The organism is Streptomyces sp. CA-288835 (assembly GCF_050936385.1).
Classification (GTDB): Bacteria; Actinomycetota; Actinomycetes; order Streptomycetales; family Streptomycetaceae; genus Streptomyces.
In genome coordinates this window covers 7,203,506-7,221,232 of the sequence record NZ_JBNJMW010000001.1, presented here as the reverse complement: position 1 = coordinate 7,221,232, position 17,727 = coordinate 7,203,506, and the positions used below count along the sequence as shown (strand labels likewise).

Annotated in this window: 14 protein-coding genes; 4 read left to right on the top strand and 10 right to left on the bottom strand. The window is 69.7% G+C overall.

Going from position 1 to position 17,727, the window contains the following annotated elements:
- Positions 1 to 6: 6 nt before the first annotated feature.
- The 7 genes from ACQEVY_RS32660 to ureA form a co-directional block, all read right to left on the bottom strand.
- Positions 7 to 3,033, bottom strand: coding sequence for an aminotransferase (locus tag ACQEVY_RS32660; protein ID WP_432952973.1), 3,027 nt, complete (start codon positions 3,031 to 3,033; stop codon positions 7 to 9).
- Positions 3,034 to 3,126: 93 nt separating this feature from the next.
- Complete coding sequence (locus ACQEVY_RS32655) at positions 3,127 to 3,567, bottom strand: Lrp/AsnC family transcriptional regulator (protein WP_432952971.1); 441 nt, start codon at positions 3,565 to 3,567, stop codon at positions 3,127 to 3,129.
- Between the two features lie 174 nt (positions 3,568 to 3,741).
- Positions 3,742 to 4,287, bottom strand: coding sequence for a TetR/AcrR family transcriptional regulator (locus ACQEVY_RS32650; RefSeq protein ID WP_432955512.1), 546 nt, complete (start codon positions 4,285 to 4,287; stop codon positions 3,742 to 3,744).
- Positions 4,288 to 4,340: 53 nt separating this feature from the next.
- Positions 4,341 to 4,841, bottom strand: a complete 501-nt coding sequence (locus ACQEVY_RS32645) for a hypothetical protein (protein WP_432952969.1) — start codon at positions 4,839 to 4,841, stop codon at positions 4,341 to 4,343.
- 9 nt (positions 4,842 to 4,850) lie between these two features.
- Entirely contained in the window at positions 4,851 to 5,894 is a 1,044-nt protein-coding gene (locus ACQEVY_RS32640) for an agmatine deiminase family protein (protein ID WP_432952968.1), read from the bottom strand.
- A 17-nt stretch (positions 5,895 to 5,911) separates the two neighbouring features.
- The gene (locus ACQEVY_RS32635) at positions 5,912 to 7,624 is read right to left on the bottom strand and encodes an urease subunit alpha (protein ID WP_432952966.1); all 1,713 of its coding nucleotides are present in this window, start codon (positions 7,622 to 7,624) and stop codon (positions 5,912 to 5,914) included.
- A complete protein-coding gene (ureA, locus tag ACQEVY_RS32630; RefSeq protein ID WP_432952964.1) occupies positions 7,621 to 8,340 on the bottom strand; it encodes an urease subunit gamma in 720 nt (239 codons plus the stop codon). Before ureA ends, ACQEVY_RS32635 begins: the two co-directional genes overlap by 4 nt.
- Positions 8,341 to 8,721: 381 nt before the next feature.
- Here ureA and ACQEVY_RS32625 point away from each other — a divergent pair, with 381 nt between their 5' ends.
- The 4 genes from ACQEVY_RS32625 (at position 8,722) to ACQEVY_RS32610 (ending at position 14,001) form a co-directional block, all read left to right on the top strand.
- Positions 8,722 to 9,336: a TetR/AcrR family transcriptional regulator gene (locus ACQEVY_RS32625; protein ID WP_432952962.1), complete on the top strand. Its 615-nt coding sequence runs from the start codon at positions 8,722 to 8,724 to the stop codon at positions 9,334 to 9,336.
- Positions 9,337 to 9,380: 44 nt separating this feature from the next.
- Positions 9,381 to 10,052, top strand: coding sequence for an enoyl-CoA hydratase-related protein (locus ACQEVY_RS32620; protein ID WP_432952961.1), 672 nt, complete (start codon positions 9,381 to 9,383; stop codon positions 10,050 to 10,052).
- A 93-nt stretch (positions 10,053 to 10,145) separates the two neighbouring features.
- Entirely contained in the window at positions 10,146 to 12,386 is a 2,241-nt protein-coding gene (locus ACQEVY_RS32615) for a molybdopterin-dependent oxidoreductase (protein ID WP_432952959.1), read from the top strand.
- A gap of 706 nt (positions 12,387 to 13,092) precedes the next feature.
- Positions 13,093 to 14,001, top strand: coding sequence for a hypothetical protein (locus tag ACQEVY_RS32610; protein WP_432952958.1), 909 nt, complete (start codon positions 13,093 to 13,095; stop codon positions 13,999 to 14,001).
- Here the strand turns inward: ACQEVY_RS32610 and ACQEVY_RS32605 are convergent.
- The 3 genes from ACQEVY_RS32605 to ACQEVY_RS32595 form a co-directional block, all read right to left on the bottom strand.
- On the bottom strand, positions 13,981 to 14,796 hold the full coding sequence (locus ACQEVY_RS32605; RefSeq protein WP_432952957.1) for a transposase domain-containing protein: 816 nt from the start codon (positions 14,794 to 14,796) through the stop codon (positions 13,981 to 13,983). The genes ACQEVY_RS32610 and ACQEVY_RS32605 overlap by 21 nt on opposite strands.
- A gap of 104 nt (positions 14,797 to 14,900) precedes the next feature.
- Complete coding sequence (gene uidA, locus ACQEVY_RS32600) at positions 14,901 to 16,691, bottom strand: beta-glucuronidase (RefSeq protein WP_432952956.1); 1,791 nt, start codon at positions 16,689 to 16,691, stop codon at positions 14,901 to 14,903.
- Positions 16,692 to 16,850: 159 nt separating this feature from the next.
- Complete coding sequence (locus tag ACQEVY_RS32595) at positions 16,851 to 17,726, bottom strand: carbohydrate ABC transporter permease (protein ID WP_432952955.1); 876 nt, start codon at positions 17,724 to 17,726, stop codon at positions 16,851 to 16,853.
- Position 17,727: the final 1 nt, after the last annotated feature.

Here is a 17,727-nt window from a genome sequence, read left to right as displayed (position 1 = left end):
GCGGCGTCAGCGGGAGTGGCCGAGTTGGGTGAGGGCCAGGTCGAGCACGTCGGCGAAGAAGTCGGCTGCGGTGGTGTCGATGCACAGCGGTGGCTTGATCTTGAGGATGTTGAGGTGGTCCCCGGTGGGCTGGACGATCACGCCGAGGTCGAGCATGCGGTCGCAGAGTTCGGCGGTCTCTTCTGTGGCGGGTTCCAGGCCGACGTGGTCCCGTACGAGTTCGACGCCGAGGTAGAGGCCCGAGCCGTGGACGGCGCCGATGATGCCGTAGCGGTCGGCCAGTGCCTCGAGCCGACTTTTCAGATGGCCGCCGACGCGCGCCGCGTTGCCCTGGAGGTCTTCGTCGCGCAGGGCGTCCAGGACGGTGAGGCCCACGATGCTGGAGACGGGGCTGCCGCCGGTGGAGGAGAAGAAGTAGCCCTGGTGGCGGTACCGGTCCGCGACCGCCTTCGACGTGATGACGGCGCCGAGGGGGTGTCCGTTGCCCATGGCCTTGGCGACACAGACGATGTCGGGGACGACCTGCTGCTGCTCGAAGCCCCAGAACCAGTGTCCCAGGCGGCCGTATCCGACCTGGACCTCGTCGGCGACGGCCAGGCCGCCGTGACGCCGTATCGCCGCGTACACCTGGGCGAGATAGCCGTCGGGAAGGGCGACTCCCCCGGCGTTGCCGTAGAAGGTCTCGCCGATGAATGCTCCCGCCGGGCGGCCGGCAGCGGCCAGTTCGTCGATCACCGCGACGGCCTCGGGGGCGTAGCGCACGGCGTCCGGCCCGCGATGGCGGCCGCGGTAGGAGTTGGGCGAGTCCACGGTGTGCACCCAACTCGGGCGGGTGGCAAGGGCGTTCGGGTTGTCCTGGAGCGAGGTGGAGACCGCGTCGGAGGCGTACGTCCAGCCGTGGTACGCCTCGCGCAGCGCGACGACGTCCTGCCGGCCGGAGGCCCCGATGGCCAGCCGAAGGCCCAGATCCACCGCTTCCGAACCGGAGTTGACGAGGAACACCGTGTCCAGAGGGTCGGGGAGGAGGGCGGCGAGGCGCTCGGTGAACTCCACCACGGAGGCGTAGTGGAAGCGCGAGTTGGTGTTGAGCCGCCGCAACTGCCGGGAGACCGCCTGCTCGACGCGGGGGTGGGCGTGGCCGAGTGGGGTGACGTTGTTGACGATGTCGAGGTACGACCGGCCGTCGGTGGACAGCAGATGGTGGCGCCAACCACGTTCGATACGTGGAGGGTTGGCGTAGTAGTGCTCCTGCACGGTGGCGAACGTGGCGTCCCGCCGGTCGAGCAGGTCCCTCTCGTGCGTACGGTCGGAGCCGGCCGGGAGTCCGAGGAGCGGGGCGGGGTCGGCGGTGAGCGCGAGCCAGCCGGCGGCGTACTCGGGACGAACCAGGCGTGGGGCAGCGGGGCCGTCGGCGTCGCGCAGCGCGACGTGGACCGAGGCACCGGAGCTGAGGTGGGTGATGTCCTCGCCCGCCTGCACCGTCGCACCGGTGGTGACCACGGGCTGGACCGCGCGGGGGAAAGACAGCGTCAGAGTCTGCGCGCCGTAGGTGAGTTCCACGTGGCCCGGCGCCGCGGCGAGGACCTTCCCCGCGGCGGGCGCCTGCACCACGGCATCCCGGCCGAGCCAGAGGTCGATTCCGGTGGGCACCGTGGCGGTGGACACCGCCGACAGCGCCGGTGTCCGAGCCAGTCGCGCATGGGCGTACCGGGTGGCGACGGCGGCGGCTCCGTCCGCGAGCGCGGAGGTCACCAGCCGGGCCTCGGTGCCGGCGTCCGTCCAGGCTCCGTGGTCCATGGAATCGGCGTCGGTGGACAGGTCGAGGAGGGTGATGTCGCCGGCGGCGAGGTCCCGTAGGAGAGGGCGCAGCGACGCATCGGCCTGCGCGGTCCGAGCGGTCTGGGCGGTCTCGGCGGTCTCGGCGGTCTGGGCGGTCTCGGCAGGCACGTCGGCCATGCCGGTCGCGTCCCTGATAAGGCGGGTCATCACCGGCAGGGGCAGCCGGGTGGCCTGTTCGAAGATGCGCCATTCGCGGTCGAGCGCGTCCTTGGCGTACGCGTTGTCCTCGTCGACGGCGGCCTGCTGCCGCCCGCTGGCCACCAGGACGGCGGCGCGCAGGACCACGAGCGGCCACACCGCCTCGGCTTCCTCGGCGGAGAGCGGCCGAACGGCGTGGAAGGCGCGGACGGCCGGCAGCACATGGTGAGGCTCGACACCGTCGTGGTGGAGCATCGAGGACAGTGACACGGCGAGTTCGCCGACCGCCCAGCTTGTGGTCACGTCACCGAAGTCGATGACCCCGTCCGGCATGGGCGGACGGCTGTCGGGACGGCGGATCAGATTGTCGTCGGTGAGGTCCAGGTGCACGGCCTGCGACGGCAGCGTGGCGCCGAGCTTCTGGACATACGCCCAGGCCTCGGCGGTCGCGGCCTGGACGGCGGTGCGCCGGTCGGTTTCGTCGATGTGCCCGGCGAGCTTGGCGACGACGCGATCGGCGTGCTGCGGGTCCCACTGAAGCACGCGGTCGAGGCCCGGGTGCCGGAAGTCGCGTAGAGCGGTGCTGGCCTGTCCGGCGAGGGTGCCCATGCCCGCCACGGTGTCGGCGGACAGGTGCCGTGGTCCCGAGAGCGTCCCGCCGGGCAGGTAGCGCAGCAGGCGCGCGACGGCCGGACCGTCCTCGGTGTCCACCGTCGTACGTCGCGGGGAGCCGTCGGGGCGGCGCAGGACCGTGGCGATACGCAGTTCCGGGCGGGCCGAGGCGATCAGGTCGGCTGCCGCGTCCTGGGCGTCGATCTCCACCGTGCCGAAGGCGGGGTTGGCGATCTTCAGAATCGCCGCGGGTGTCCCGTCGTCTGTGTGCAGCAGGAAGTTGGCGTCCTGCTGGCTGCCCAGCGCCTGCGCGCGAGCGGTGATGCCGAGGTGTTCGGCAGCGATGAGCTCAGCCTCGGCCGGCGCCATGCGGGGGGCGGGAAGGGCGTCCTTGGTGAAGAAGTCGATCGTGCGGTGCTCGTACTCGTACTCGTCGGGCTGCATGCGGGATTCCTCGGCCGGTGCGGGCAGTCAGGGGGCTGGTGCGGGCGAACAGGGCTCGGACGCTGCAAACAGGGCTCGGACGGCTCGGATGCCTCAGTCGACGTGCCACAGGAAGCGGTGCGTGTGAATCCCGAAGTAGGGGAAGCTCTCCACGGATGCGACACCCTCGACGGGCCGCACGACGTCGTTGATGAAGTCCAGAAGATCCCGGGGCTGCGCGCACACCACCTCCGCGAACAGGTCGAAGCCGCCGGCCGTCAGGACCGTGTACACGACTTCGTCGTGCCGGGACAGTTCATCGGCGACCGCCCGGGAATCGCCGTCGGTGCGCAAGCCCAGGAGTGCCATCGTCTGCCGGCCCATCGTCATCGGGTCGGTCACTCCGACGACCTGGACCGCCTTGGTGTCGATCAGCCGCTGCAGCCGGAGCCGTGCGGCCGAGGGCGACAGCCCGACCTTCGGACCCAGATCGGCGTAAGGGATCCGGCCGTCGACCTGCAGCTCCCGCAGGATGGCCCGGTCGATGTCGTCCATGCAGCACCTCTCTCCTGCGTGAACGGCAGGCATTGCGCTTGTTTCAAGCACGATGCCGGACCTGTGCGCTCGATTCAAGTGTGGGGACGATGGAATCGAGCGAATCTGGGCCAACGCAGCACGCGCCACAGTGCCAACCGCGGTGCTGCGTACAACCTGGACGTGGACGTGGACTCAGGAGTCCGCGAGGAGGCTGTCGTCCAGGAACTCCCGTACGTGGCGCAGGACTTGGGCCCGGTCCGTACCCCGTAGTCCGATCGCCACATGGACGGAGAACCCGTCGAGCAGCGCCCGCAGCCGGGCGGCGAAACGGTCCGGGTCGACCGGCCGGAACTCTCCCCTCGACACCCCCTCCGCCAGCAGGGCCACCAGGTCGCGGTGCCAGGCACCCTCGATCGCGGCCTGGCGGTCGCGGGCCGCGTCGTCGGCGTTCTGCGAGCGGTTCCAGACCTCCAGCCACAGCGTCCAGTGCGGGTCTCGGTGGCCGTCGGGCACGTACAGGTCGACGTACGCGTCAAGCCGCTCACGGGCGGACGTGGTGCGGGTCAGCAGCCGACCGCGCTCGGCACCGAGTCGGCCCTCGCTCCACTCCAGGGTCTGCAGCAGCAGCTCGTCCTTGGAGTGGAAGTAATAGAGCAGATGCCCGCTGCTCATCCCGACCTCGCGTCCGAGCGCCGCCATGGTGAGCTTCTCCAGACCGCGCTCGGCGATCATGCCCATGGCGGCGGCGAGTACGTCCTCGCGGGGCGGGGCGGGGGTGCGGCGGCGGGTGGTCACTCGGCGGCCTCAACCCGTACGGCGTCGGGCAGGAAGTGGGTCTCGTACGGGACATAGCAGTCGCTGAACAGGGTCGCGACCACCGCGCCGCAGCTGCCGCACACCTGGTTGGGCCCCTTCTGGCCGGATACCCCGCAGCAGCCGACCTCTGACAACTTGGGATTGTGGGACAGCCGCCCGGCGGTGTCCTCCGGGTGTGTCACCAGGGTGTCGCGCGGCCCGGCGGACATCAGGCATCCGTCGCCGTCGGGGTCCGACATGGACAGCCCTGGGATCGCCGCTCCCTCCCACTCAGGATCCGGATGCGGCACGAAAGGCGCCCCGGACGGCTCCGGATCCACCGCGTACGTGCCGCGCGGCACCGTCGGCGGGGCGTGCCGGGAGCCGTCCGGGCCCGGCAGCCCGTCGAAATAGGGGCGCTCCGGCAGCTCGGGCAGCCGGCGCAGCGGTTCGGTGAGGGGATGGCCGCAGGCCGTGCAGAGCAGCAGTACGTTCACCCGTACGTTCTACCTGACCACGACCTTCGGCTGCTGCTGAGTAATGCAGTGGATGCCCCCACCGCCCGCGAAGATCGGCCGCGCGTCCACCAGCGTCACCGTCCGCTGCGGGAACAGCCGGCGGAAGACGTCGGCCGCGGTCTCGTCCCGGGGGTCGTCGAAGCCACACAGGACGACGCCGCCGTTGCAGAGGTAGTGGTTGATGTAGGAGTAGTCGGCCCAGTAGCCGTCGGTCTCCAGGACGGTCGGGGCGGGCACCTCGACGACCTCCAGGCGGCGGCCGCGCGCGTCGGTCTGCGCCTTCAGCAGGCCGACGACCTCCTGCGTCACCTCGTGGTCGGGGTGGGCCGGGTCCGGCTGCACATGGGCCACGACCACACCGGGCCGGGCGAACGCGGCGACGATGTCCACATGGCCGAGGGTGCCGAAGCCGTCGTAGTCGCCGGTGAGGCCGCGCGGCAGCCAGATCGCCTTGCGGGTGCCGAGGTGGGCGTGGATCTCGGCCTCCACCTGCTCGCGGGTCCAGTGCGGGTTGCGTTCCGGCCCGAGCTGGACCGTCTCCGTCAGCAGGACCGTGCCCTCGCCGTCGACGTGGATGGCACCGCCTTCGTTGACGAGTTCCGAGGTGTACGTCTTCGCCGAGCCCGCAAGGTCGGAGACGTACTCGGCGATCTTCGCGTCGTGCTCCCAGCGCGCCCAGTCCTGGGCACCCCAGCCGTTGAACGTCCAGTCCACGGCGGCGAGTTCACCGGCGCCGTCGGTGAGGAACGTGGGCCCGATGTCGCGCATCCAGGCGTCGTCGAGGTCCCGCTCGACCGTGTCGATGCCGTGCCCGAGCAGAGCGCGCGCCTCGGCCGACTGTCCGGGGCCGCACACCACCGTCACCGGCTCGAAGCGGCGCACCGTGCGGGCGACCGAGGCCCAGGCGACGCGCGCGGCGGCGAGGCCCTCGGGGTCGTCGAAGGTCGGATTCGGGCCCGGCCACGCCATCCAGGTGCGCTCGTGCGGGGCCCACTCGGCGGGCATGCGGAAGCCGTCGGCGGCAGCAGACATGAAGCGTCCTTACGTCCTCAGAGGAAGTACAGGCGGTTGAGGGAGACAGACTCGGCCGGTTCGGAGCGCAGCGGCTCTCCGTCGAGCGTGACCAGCCCCGTGCGCTGGTCCACATCGACCGCTCCGGTACGGGAGTTGAGGCGCAGGTCGGCCGGCCCGATGCCGCGCGTGCCCCGTACGGCGACCCTGCGGCGCCGGGTTGGCATCAAGTCGTTGCCCTGGTCCACGGCCGCCTGGGCGACGAAGGCGACCGAGATGTCGGCGGGCGTGGCACCGTACGCCCCGAACTGCGGGCCGAGGACGAGGGGTTCGCAGGTCTCGGTGGCGGCGTTCGGGTCGCCGACCACGCCGTACGCCGGGAAGCCGGACTTGAGCACCAGCTGCGGCTTGGCGCCGAAGTACTCCGGCCGCCACAGCACGATGTCGGCGAGCTTGCCAACCTCGATCGACCCCACCTCGTGGGCGAGACCGTGCGCGATGGCCGGGTTGATCGTCAGCTTGGCCAGGTAGCGCAGGACACGCTCGTTGTCGTGGCCGTCGTCCGGGGCGCCGAGCTCGGCCTTCATCTTCCCTGCCATCGCGAACGTACGGCGGACGGTCTCGCCGGCCCGCCCCATCCCCTGCGCGTCCGACGAGGTGATGCCGATCGCGCCCAGGTCGTGCAGCACGTCCTCGGCGCCCATGGTGCCGGCGCGGATGCGGTCGCGGGCCATGGCGGCGTCGCCGGGCAGGTCGGTCTTGAGGCCGTGGGCGGAGACGATCATGTCGTAGTGCTCGGCGACGGCGTCCCGGCCGAAGGGGAGGGTGGGGTTGGTGGAGGAGCCGATGACGTTCGGGACGCCGGCCATCTTCAGCACGTTCGGGACGTGTCCGCCGCCGCAGCCCTCGATGTGGAAGGCGTGGATGGTCCGGCCCTCCAGCACGCGCAGGGTGTCCTCGACGGAGAGGCATTCGTTCAACCCGTCGCTGTGCAGGGCGACTTGGACGTCGTGTTCCTCGGCGACACGCAAGGCGGTGTCCAGGGCGCGCGTGTGGGCGCCCATGTCCTCGTGCACCTTGAAGCCGGACGCGCCGCCCTCGGCGAGGGCCTCGATCAGGGGCGCCTCGTGGGAGGACGAACCGCGCCCGAGGAAGCCGATGTTGACCGGCCAGGCGTCGAAGGCGTTGAACGCGTGCCGCAGCGCCCACGGCGAGTTGACCCCGACGCCCCATACGGGCCCGAACTCCTGCCCGATGATCGTGGTGACGCCGGAGGCGAGCGAGGCTTCCATGATCCGCGGCGACAGCAGGTGAACGTGGGTGTCGACGGCTCCGGCGGTCGCGATGAGCCCCTCGCCGGACACGATGGAAGTCCCGGTGCCCACGACGACGTCGACTCCGTCGAGGGTGTCGGGGTTCCCGGCCCGCCCGACCGAGCAGATCCGGCCTTCCCTGATGCCGATGGAGACCTTACGGATCCCCAGCGCCGCGTCGATCACGACGACGTTGCTGATGACGAGGTCACAGGTCTCCCGGACGGCGGCCGCCTTGAGGTGCAGTCCGTCCCGGGCGGTCTTACCGAACCCGGCGAGGAACTCGTCGCCGTAGCGCTGGGAGTCGGACTCGACGCGGATCGTCAGGCCGGAGTCGCCCAGCCGGATCCGGTCACCCGCGCGCGGGCCGTGGGTGGAGGCGTACTCGTACGGGCTGAGGCGGCGGGCCTCGGCGGGGTGGCCTCCTGGACGGCTCATCGCGCGACCTCCTGATCAGGTGTTTCCGTATCAGGTGTTTCCGGTATGCCGAGGTAGCCGCAGGCGGCGGCGCGGCGGAGTGCCTCCTCGCGGGCGCCGGGCGCGTCCAGTGCCCCGTCGACCAGACCAGCGAACCCGATGGCGATCCGGTCGCCCCCGATGGGCACCAGCCCGACCTCGAGGCTCTCCCCCGGCCCGAACCGCAGGGACGATCCGGCGGGTACGGCGAGCCGCATCCCGTAGGCCCTCTCCCGAGCGAAGTCGAGCCGCGGATTGGCCTCGAAGAAGTGGAAGTGGGAGGTGACGGAGACCGGCACGGTGGCGGTGTTGGTGACCGTCAGCCGCACGACCGCCTCGGGCTCGGCGTGCTCGGGCCCCGGCAGCAGCGCGCCCGGAGCCCGCGCACCAAGACTCCCGCCGATCGGGTCACTCACGACCGCGAGCCGCGACCCGTCGTCGAACACCGCCTCGACCTGCACCTCGGTGACGACGTCCGCGACACCCGGCAGCACATCGTCCGGGCCGAGCACGGACCTGCCGCGCTCGACGGCCTCCACAAGCCGGGCACCGTCGCGGGCGGCCTCGCAGACGGCGTCCGCGATCAACGCGGTCGCCTCCGGCACATTGAGCCGCAGACCGCGCGCGCGGCGGGCGCGAGCCAACTCGGCAGCTCCGAAGAGCAGCAGCCGATCACGCTCCGTGGGAGTCAGCCTCATGCCGCGGGCACCTCCTCGCTTCACTCACGTTAGAGCAACACTCTAAGCATGGAATGCCTGGAGGAGAAGTACTGGCTCACACCAAACGGATCCCCCACATTGCACGTCACTCTAACCCTCGGGACACCTCAGGCAGCCGAGTGGTGGGCACCCGTCGGGGTTCTGCACGCGACGTGGCTCGGCCTGGTCCTGGGGTTGCTGGTCCCGCAGCTGTTCGGCACCTTCACGGCGTACGCGACGCGGTCGCCCACATGCCGCCACGCCGTCGACTCCGACCGAACGGCCATCCGCCCCCCTTGCATGTTCTATGCCATACCTCATAAGTTACCGACAGGTAGCTCGTTACGGCGGGCTGCAATCTCGTCGGAAGGTGGTGGGCAGGTGAGCCCGCGCAAGAGTGACAGCCGTGACCGGATGGTCCTCAGCGCCGCCGCCCTGCTGCGCGAGTACGGGGCGAGCGCGACCAGCATCGACCGGGTGCTGGCACACAGCGGAGCCCCTCGGGGCTCGGTGTATCACCACTTCCCCGGCGGGCGCACGCAGCTCATCGACGAAGCGGTGGCACTGGCGGGGGACTTCATCGCGGGCCTGATCGACGCCGCCATGCAGGCGGATGATCCGGTGGAGGCCGTCGACGCGTTCTTCGCGCTGTGGCGCGACCGGCTCGTGGAGAGCGGCTTCCGGGCCGGCTGCCCGATAGTGGCGGTGGCCGTCGAGACCAACGACGACGCACCCCAGCTTGTCGTCTCGGCAGCCGCTGTCTTCGCCCGCTGGCAGGAGGCCCTCGCGGCCCTGTTCGTCCGGCACGGCCTGACCGAGGAACGCAGCCGCCGGCTGGGCGCCTTCATCATCGCGGCGGTCGAAGGCGCGGTGATCATGTGCCGGGCCGAGCAGAGTACCGCCCCGGTCGAGGCAGCCGCCGCCGAGATCCACGACCTACTTCTCCACACCTTGCGCGACCGCCCCGGTGCCGCCGAATCGGAGCCCCGGCCGTAGCCCGCAGCCACTTGACCCAGTCAGTTCAGCTCGAAGGAGTCGCCATGCCCTCGCTCGACCGCCACGACAACGTCTTCGTCCTCGACCTCGGAGTCGGTGAGAACCGTTTCCACCCCGACTGGCTCACGGCCGTCGATGCCGCGCTCGATGAGGTGGAAAAGGCGGAAGGCCCCCGCGCCCTGGTCACCGCCGCGACCGGCAAGTTCTACTCCAACGGGCTCGACCTGGACTGGCTGTCCGCGCACGCCGACCAGTACCACGACTACGTCGTCTCGGTCCATGAACTGTTCGCGCGGATGCTGTCGCTGCCGGTCATCACGGTGGCCGCGCTGCAGGGGCACACCTTCGCCGCCGGCGCGATGTTCTCCCTCGCCCACGACTTCCGTGTGATGCGCGCCGACCGCGGCTACTGGTGCCTGCCCGAAGCGGACATCAACATCCCCTTCACCCCCGGCATGGCCGCGCTGATCCAGTCCCGGCTGGCTCCGCAGACCGCGCACGAGGCCATGCTCACCGCCCGCCGTTACGGCGGCACCGACGCCGCGGCCGCAGGCATCGTCGACCAGGCGGTCAGCGAGGACGCCGTGCGCTCCACCGCGATCGAGATCGCCCAGGCACAGGTGAACAAGGCCGGCGACACCCTCGGCACCATCAAGGCCCGCATGTACTCCCCGGCCCTGTCCACCCTGCGCGACACCACCGACCCGCTGGGCTGAGCCGGCACCTCGCCGACCACACACCCCCCTACCCCGGGGACTTCGCCCGGGGAGGGCTGCCCCAGCTGCCCACCGCATAAGGAGACAGGGCCAATGACAGCCGACACCGCCTGGCACAAGAGCGCCTGCATCCTGTGCGAGAACAACTGCGGCATCCAGATCCAGACCGACGGCCGCCGCTTCGCCAAGATCCGCGGCGACAAGGAGCATGTCGCCACCGCCGGCTACACCTGCAACAAAGCCCTGCGCCTGGACCACTACCAAAACGGCGGAGCCCGCCTCACGACGCCGCTGCGCCGGGAGACCGACGGCAGCTTCACCCCCATCGACTGGGACACCGCCATCGGTGAGATCGCCACCCGACTGAAGACCGTACGCGACACCCACGGCGGCAAATCGATCTTCTTCTACGGCGGCGGCGGACAGGGCAACCACCTCGGCGGCGCCTACAGCGGCGCCCTGCTACGCGCCCTCGGCGCCCGCTATCGCTCCAACCCGCTCGCCCAGGAGAAGACCGGCGAGGGCTTCGTCGACGCCCACCTCACCGGCGGCCACACCACCGGAGACTTCCAGAACGCCGAAGTCTCCCTCTTCCTCGGCAAGAACCCCTGGCAGTCCCACGGCGTCCCGCGCGCCCGCACCATATTGAAGGACATCGCCAAGGACTCCACCCGCACCATGATCGTCATCGATCCGGTGCGCACGGAGACCGCCGACCTCGCCGACATCCACCTCCAGGTGAAACCCGGCACCGATGCCTGGTGCCTGGCCGGCCTCCTCGGCGTCCTGGTTCAGGAAGACCTCCTCGACCACGCCTTCCTCACCTCCCGCACCACCGGCGCGGAGACGGTGATCGAGCATCTCAAAGGGGTGGACGTCGCCCGCTGCGCCCGCACCTGCGGTGTGGACGAGGATCTGCTGCGTCAGGCGGCCCGCAGGATCGGCACCGCCTCCAGCGTGTCGACGTACGAGGACCTGGGCGTCCAGCAGGGTCCCAACAGCACGCTGGTGTCCTACCTCAACAAGCTGACCTGGCTGCTGACGGGCAACTTCGCCAAGCCCGGCGCCATGCAGCCGCACTCGTGGATCGCCCCGCTGGCCCGCTACTCGACAAGCCCGCATCACACCCCCGTCACCGGCGCGCGGATGCCCGGCGGCCTGGTGCCCTGCAACGTCATCGCCGAGGAGATCCTCACCGACCATCCCGACCGGTTCCGAGCGATGATCATCGAGTCGTCCAATCCGGCGCACTCGCTGGCCGACTCCGCCGCCTTCGCCAAGGCGCTCGCCGCGCTCGACCTGGTCGTCGTCATCGACATCGCCCTGACCGAGACCGGCCGCCAGGCCGACTACGTGCTGCCGGCAGCCTCACAGTTCGAGAAGTGGGAAGCGACCTTCTTCACCTTCGAGTTCCCCCACAACACCTTCCACCTGCGCGCCCCGGTCCTCGACCCGCTGCCCGGCACCCTGCCCGAACCCGAGATCTACGCCCGCCTCATCCGCGAACTGAACGCCGTCCCCCGCAGCAGGCTGACACTGCTGCACGCCGCGGCCCGCCTGGGCCGTACCCCCTTCAAGTTCGCCTTCGCCGCCCTGGCCACCGTCGACAAGAGCACCCTCGCGACGGCCCCGTACCTGCTGTACGAGACCCTCGGCCCCACCCTCCCCGCAGGCGCCCGTTCCGCCGCCGTGCTGTGGGCGCTCGCCCAGCGCATCGCCAGGGAGTACCCCGCCGCCATACGCCGGGCAGGACACCCAAGCGCCGACGCCCTGTTCGACGCCATGCTGGGAGGCCGCTCCGGCATCACGTTCACGCAGGACGAGTACGCCGACGCCTGGAACTACGTGCCCCACCCCGGCCACCGCATCCCCCTGCCCATCCCCGAACTCCTCGGCCTCCTCGCCGACCTGGACACCACTCCCGCCGTGCACACCAGCGACGACTTCCCGATCGTCCTGGCCGCAGGACAGCGCCGGGCCTTCACCGCGAACACCATCTTCCGAGACAACACCTGGCGCAAGCGCGACCAACAGGGCGCCCTGCGCATCAGCCCGCACGACGCCGAACAGCTCGGCCTGTCCGACGGCGCCCTCGCCCAGATCACCACCACCCGCGGCACCGCTCAGGCAGTCGTCGAGATCGACGACCGTCTGCAAGCAGGACACGCGGCCCTGCCCAACGGCTTCGGCCTCGACCTGCCCACCGAGGACGGCGACACCGAACGCGTCGGCGTCGCCCTGAACACGCTCACAGACCTCACCTGGCGCGACCCCATCGCCGGCACCCCCTGGCACAAACACGTCCCCGCCCGCGTAGAGCCTTATCGTTCCTGACCAACACCGACCTCCCCGTGCTGGTAGGTCTCGATGGGATGCCTCCGACCTTTCGGCCCGGGGGCATCTTGCTGCGTAACCCGCGCCGTTAAAGATCTCTAGCAGTGATAACCATCAGGGCACTCAGCGAGCAGTACTCCGAAGATCCAGAAGAAGAGGACTGGCACGCTGGACACCGCTCCCATGATGGCGAAGCGCCGGCAAGCCCGCCGTCGACGCCCGACAAGCGCCACCACGGCCCCAATTGCCGGCGCGACCGCGGCACTGCTCAGAGCAGCGAGCCCAAACATCCTGCCGAACTCGTCCCGTACTTCCGCAAACCCCATCGCAAGGGCGATCGCAGGAGTCAGCAGGATGAGGGGAGTGGTCATCCACCACCACGACAGCACCGCGATTACCCGATCCACCCCGGAAGACGTCCGGCCAACAGGCAGCACATCATCGGAACGCCGGTCCGGAGCGACACTCGGGGGTGGCATGCCCAAATCATAGGCAACGGCGGCTCAGCGGCACTCAACCGCAATCAACAGCATGCCCCGTCGCGTTCAGCGCTTGGGCCTCACGGTCATCGAGAAGCCGGCGTTCAGGAGCTCCGCCGCGAGGCTTTTCCCGCCCCGTAGGCGCTGCAGGGACACAGGGCCCTCACCGCTCGTTCACCTTTGACGCATGGGAGGAGTTCGTAGACTTCGTGAGCTGAATCAGAGACATGGAGTCAGAGCCACGGGGGTGCCTGATGGTGGTCGGGTTTGTCATCGTGGGTACGTTGCTGGTGGCTGTCGGGGGCTGGGTGGGGGCCCAGTTCCAGGCTGCTGCCGGGACGGCGCTGATCGCCATGGGCGCGGTGATGGTCGCCGGCGCCATCGCCCGGCACCGGGGACAGCGCGCCCTCGAGGCGCAGCAGCGAGCACACCAGCCGCTGCTCAACCCCCTGGGCGGGCCGCCGCCCGCACCCGCGTACGAGGACGCGGGCGAACTGAGCGGCACGATGCTGGAGTTGTACGGCGGCGACCGGCCGGACCCGGGTGTTCTGGAACGCTCATTCCCTCCCCCGCGGCCGCGTGACGGGAGCCCCGAGTACCTGGCGTACACGGACGGATTGGTGGTCGCGACCGACACCGGGCGGCTCGTGATCCCCTGCGATGCCATACGAGCCGTATGGCATCGTCGGGAGTTCACCGTCCCCGGGCGGACCCTCCCCGGCGTCGGGGCACGGACCCTACCCGCCCTCTGCGAGCTGGCCCTGGAGGGCACGGAAGACCGGCTGACGCTCAGCGGGTCACCTCGGCAGGAGGAGCTGTCGGCCCTGATCGTGGACCGCACCCGCGAGCGGATCGTGCGGCGAATCCGCGAGATGTTCGACCGGGAGGGCACGGTGCGGTTGGGTGAGCTGACGCTGACGCGCGAGGGGGTGTACGACCGGGAGGGCGGGCATCTGCCGTGGAGCGGCGACTGGCGGATCGACGGACTGCCATTCCCGACGGGCGAGGGCGAGGGCCCCTGCTACAACACGGTGTACGTACACAGCACCGACAGACGGACGTTGGCCGCGCAGGTACCAGAGCTGACCGTGGCGACCGGGGTGCTGGAGGAACTCTCAGTCTCCCTCGCCTCCTAGGCGTCTCATAGACGGCCACGGTGACGTGCACTGCCGATCCTCGCCGTTCGGCCTGGTCGAGGGCCTGGGCTCCGAGAGTGGGATGTCCTGGAGAGCCTTCCGCTCACAGCACTTGGCCCCGCGGGGCAAGCCAGGTAGTAGCTCTACCTTGGTGCAGCGTTTGTTGTCCCGTGCCGTTGAACCGCAGTGGGGACGAGTCGCTGCTGGACGGCTGTTGGAGTCCCGGTCCGACGAAGGGCAGGAGCGGGGCAAGCGGCCAACCAGGGTCACTTCCCCGGTGCGGCAGCCGGCGAGTTCCGCGTCCAGCACCGCATGGCTGCCCACCTCCACCAGGGCTGCCATCCGCACCTGCACAAAGGCGCTCTTGCCGGTCCCGCGGCCATTGCCGGGACGGCCGAAGGCGGCCTGGTTGGCTTCGGTGTCCGCGACGTCCCAGCAGGTCCCGTCGACGGCCAGCAGCCGCAATCCCCGCCAGAACGCACCGGGGGTCGACTCGGTCGCCATCGGCTTCGCGGTCGCCGCGAACAGCACCTGCAGCGGCTCGGAACCCAGCCGCTGCCTGGCCCTGAACAGCGATGATTTCGCCGGAACGTGCCAGTCACCCAGCAGCCCCAGCCCTCGCAATCCCGCCACCAGGTGTCGCATGACCTCGAGATACGGAGCAGGTGAGAACAGCGCCAGCCCCAGCACGACGTACACCATCAGCCGCGCAGGAAGCAGTCGCCTACGTTGCTCGGACCGGCCGCACGCGGCCACCACCCGGTCCACCAGCCCCGGCGGATACACCCAGGTCAACAGGCCAAGACCCGATAAGTCAGACGCACTCGCAGCCACCCGCACCACCCCCGGCACCGACTCCCAACCAGCCTACGCCCACAGCGAAAGCAACGGCGTTGACCCTAGTCGGCCTTCCGCCAGCGGGCGCGCAGACTGAACGCCGCGCCCTTCGGCCGGCGTTCGCGGGTGAACACTCCCTTCTTGTTGCCGTCGACACGGAAGACACCGGGCGCCGTGGCGAAGTCGGCGAAGTTCCAGACCTGCTCGCCGACGACCGCGTCGACACGGTCGAACACCCGGTGATACACGTCGAGCAGTTCGGTCTGGTACTCCTCGGTCCACGGGCTGGGTACGACGCTGCGCAGTCCGGGGTAGGTGTCCGCTCCGTACTCGGTGATGACGATGGGCTTGTCGTGCGCGGCCCACTGCCGGAGTTCCGCCTCCAAATCCGTCTCGGCCGCCGCCAGGTCGTCGGGGCCGAAGTACCAGCCGTAGTAACGGTTGAGGAGCACGACGTCGAACAGGTCGGTGACCACGCACTCGTCCGGTTTCCCCATGAGCGCGTTGACGTAGGCGACGGGCCGTGAGGGATCCAGTCGGCGTGCCTCGGCAGCCAGTGGTGCGAAGTAGTCGCGCGCCTCCGGTTGGACGTTGTCCGGCTCGTTGGCGATGGACCACAGCACGACACTCGGATGGTTCTTGTCGCGCGCCACGAGCTCCCTCACCGCCTGCAGGTGCGTGCGAAGTGTGCTCTCACCCACGGTGTCGGGCGAGAACGTGGACGCCTTCCGGCCGGAGCCGAAAACACCTCCCGCGATGTTCAGGTTCAGGCCGACGGCCGCCGTCTCGTCGATGACCACCACACCTTGTCGGTCCGCGTAGTCCAGCACCTCCTCGGCATAGGGGTAGTGCGAGGTGCGGAACGAGTTCGCGCCGGTCCACTCCAGCAGGGCGAAGTCATGAACCATCAGGGTGTCGTCGTGAGCCCTGCCGCGCACGGCGGCGTCCTCGTGCTTGCCGAAACCCTTGAAATAGAACGGGACTCCGTTGATCAGGAATTCCTTGCCCCGTACCTCTACAGTGCGCACCCCCACGGACTGCCGGTAACTGTCGACGAGGTCGCCGGAGGTGCTCCAGAGCGTGGCCTCGAGTTCGTAGAGGTAGCCGTCTCCGGGCGCCCAGGGGTGCACGTCCTCGATCCTGAGGGTCCCCACCGCCCCGGTGGCGGCATGGACCTCGACCCCGGAGGCATCGCGCAGCGAGACACGCACCACGTGCTCTTCGGCTTGAGCGGTGCTGTCCACGCGGTAGGCGACGAGGCCGGTCGTGTCCTTCAGGCTGGTGGTCACGGTGATGTCGGTGATGTGGACGGGGGGCGTGGTGTACAGCCACACGGGCCGGTGCAGGCCCGCGTAGTTGAAGAAGTCGAAGAAGTAGTGCTGCACCCGGCGGCCGTCCTCGCGTTCCTCCACTCGGCCGGGTGGTATCGACTCCCAGGTCAGTTCGTTGTTGACCACGACGGTGACACGGTTTTCGGCACCCGGCCGCAAGTGCGCCGTGACGTCGGCCTCGAAGGGGGTGTAACCGCCTTCGTGCCGGGCGACCTCGACATCGTTGACCCAGGCGGTGGCGCGATGCGTCGCGGCGTCGAAGCGGAGTACCGTCCGTTCCCCCGCCCACCCGGCAGGAACCCATACCTGCGTCTGGTACCAGACGTCGCCGACATGGTCACGGACGGTCGTGTCCGGGAAGATGTCGTTGTAGCTGGCCGGCACAGGGATGTCCACGGCGCCCGCGAGCTGCGAGCGCCACCAGCCCTCGGCACGGCCGGCCCCCTCCGCGTCCAGGCGGAAGCTCCACAGGCCGCCGAGAGAGCGGCGTTCACGAGTGGGGCCGTCCTGGGGACGAAGCATGGTTGGTTCTCCTGTTCTGTTTACGCCTGTCGACGCGGCGGTCGAGTAGGTCGAATAGGCGGGGATGAAGGGCGCGGCGCCCAGGGGACGGTCAGCACTCCCGGGGCCGGTCAGGGCGGGCGGCAGTCCTGTCGGGGCGGGGGCGGGCGGCGGCCCGGTCTATTTGATGCCGGTGTTGGCGATGCCCTGGATGAAGTGTCGTTGCAGGGCGAGGAAGAGCAGGATGATCGGTGTGACGACCGTGACCGCCCCGGCCAGCAGCAGGCCGTAGTTGGTGCCGTTGGCTCCCGTGGAGAAGAGGGCGAGGGCGACGGGCAGCGTGTAGTGGTCCTCGGTCTGCGCGATGACGAGCGGCCACAGGAAGTTGTTCCACTGCGCGAGGAAGGTGAGGATCGCCAGTGTCGCCAGCGCCGGCCGTGTCAACGGCAGGATCACCCTGAGGAAGATCCGGGATTCGCCCGCACCGTCGAGGCGCGCCGCCTCGACGAGGGCGTCCGGGATGTCCCGGATGAACTGCCGCATGATGAACACGCCGAACGGTGTCACGAGGAAGGGCAGGATGAGCCCGAGATAGGAGTTGCCCAGGCCCATGTTGCTGACGAGCACGAACAGTGGGACGAAGGTGGTGACGCCGGGGATGATCAGCATGGTGAGGACGAGGCCGAACAGCAGACGCTTCCCCGCGAACTCGATCTTCGCGAAGGCATATCCGGCCATCGAGCAGAACAGCAGGTTTCCCAGCACACAAGCCACCGCGACGAGTGTGCTGTTCAGGAAGTACAGTCCGAAGTTCTGCTTCGACAGCAGTTGTTCGAAATTGGCGAAGGTCGGGGACCGGGGGAGCCAGGAACTCGGGTGGGCGACGATCTCACCCGTCGGTTTCACCGAGCCGAGGAACATCCAGGCAAAGGGCGCCAGGGTCGCGAGGAGTCCGATCACGAGGGCACCGTAGAGAGCGAGACGGGCCGTGGGGACTCGCCGGGACGGACGCCGGTTCTGGAAGGCTGGTCCTGTCGTTGTGGTGGTGGCGGTCATG

What these genes read in the sequence shown, in the direction of transcription:
- ACQEVY_RS32650 (WP_432955512.1), bottom strand. Translation starts at nt 4,287, where the DNA reads ATGGGCATGATCGCCGAGCGCGGTCTGGAGAAGCTCACCATGGCGGCG.
- ACQEVY_RS32595 (WP_432952955.1), bottom strand. Translation starts at nt 17,726, where the DNA reads ATGACCGCCACCACCACAACGACAGGACCAGCCTTCCAGAACCGGCGT.
- ACQEVY_RS32660 (WP_432952973.1), bottom strand. Translation starts at nt 3,033, where the DNA reads ATGCAGCCCGACGAGTACGAGTACGAGCACCGCACGATCGACTTCTTC.
- ACQEVY_RS32655 (WP_432952971.1), bottom strand. Translation starts at nt 3,567, where the DNA reads ATGGACGACATCGACCGGGCCATCCTGCGGGAGCTGCAGGTCGACGGC.
- uidA (WP_432952956.1), bottom strand. Translation starts at nt 16,691, where the DNA reads ATGCTTCGTCCCCAGGACGGCCCCACTCGTGAACGCCGCTCTCTCGGC.
- ACQEVY_RS32635 (WP_432952966.1), bottom strand. Translation starts at nt 7,624, where the DNA reads ATGAGCCGTCCAGGAGGCCACCCCGCCGAGGCCCGCCGCCTCAGCCCG.
- ACQEVY_RS32620 (WP_432952961.1), top strand. Translation starts at nt 9,381, where the DNA reads ATGCCCTCGCTCGACCGCCACGACAACGTCTTCGTCCTCGACCTCGGA.
- ACQEVY_RS32615 (WP_432952959.1), top strand. Translation starts at nt 10,146, where the DNA reads ATGACAGCCGACACCGCCTGGCACAAGAGCGCCTGCATCCTGTGCGAG.
- ureA (WP_432952964.1), bottom strand. Translation starts at nt 8,340, where the DNA reads ATGAGGCTGACTCCCACGGAGCGTGATCGGCTGCTGCTCTTCGGAGCT.
- ACQEVY_RS32610 (WP_432952958.1), top strand. Translation starts at nt 13,093, where the DNA reads ATGGAGTCAGAGCCACGGGGGTGCCTGATGGTGGTCGGGTTTGTCATC.
- ACQEVY_RS32640 (WP_432952968.1), bottom strand. Translation starts at nt 5,894, where the DNA reads ATGTCTGCTGCCGCCGACGGCTTCCGCATGCCCGCCGAGTGGGCCCCG.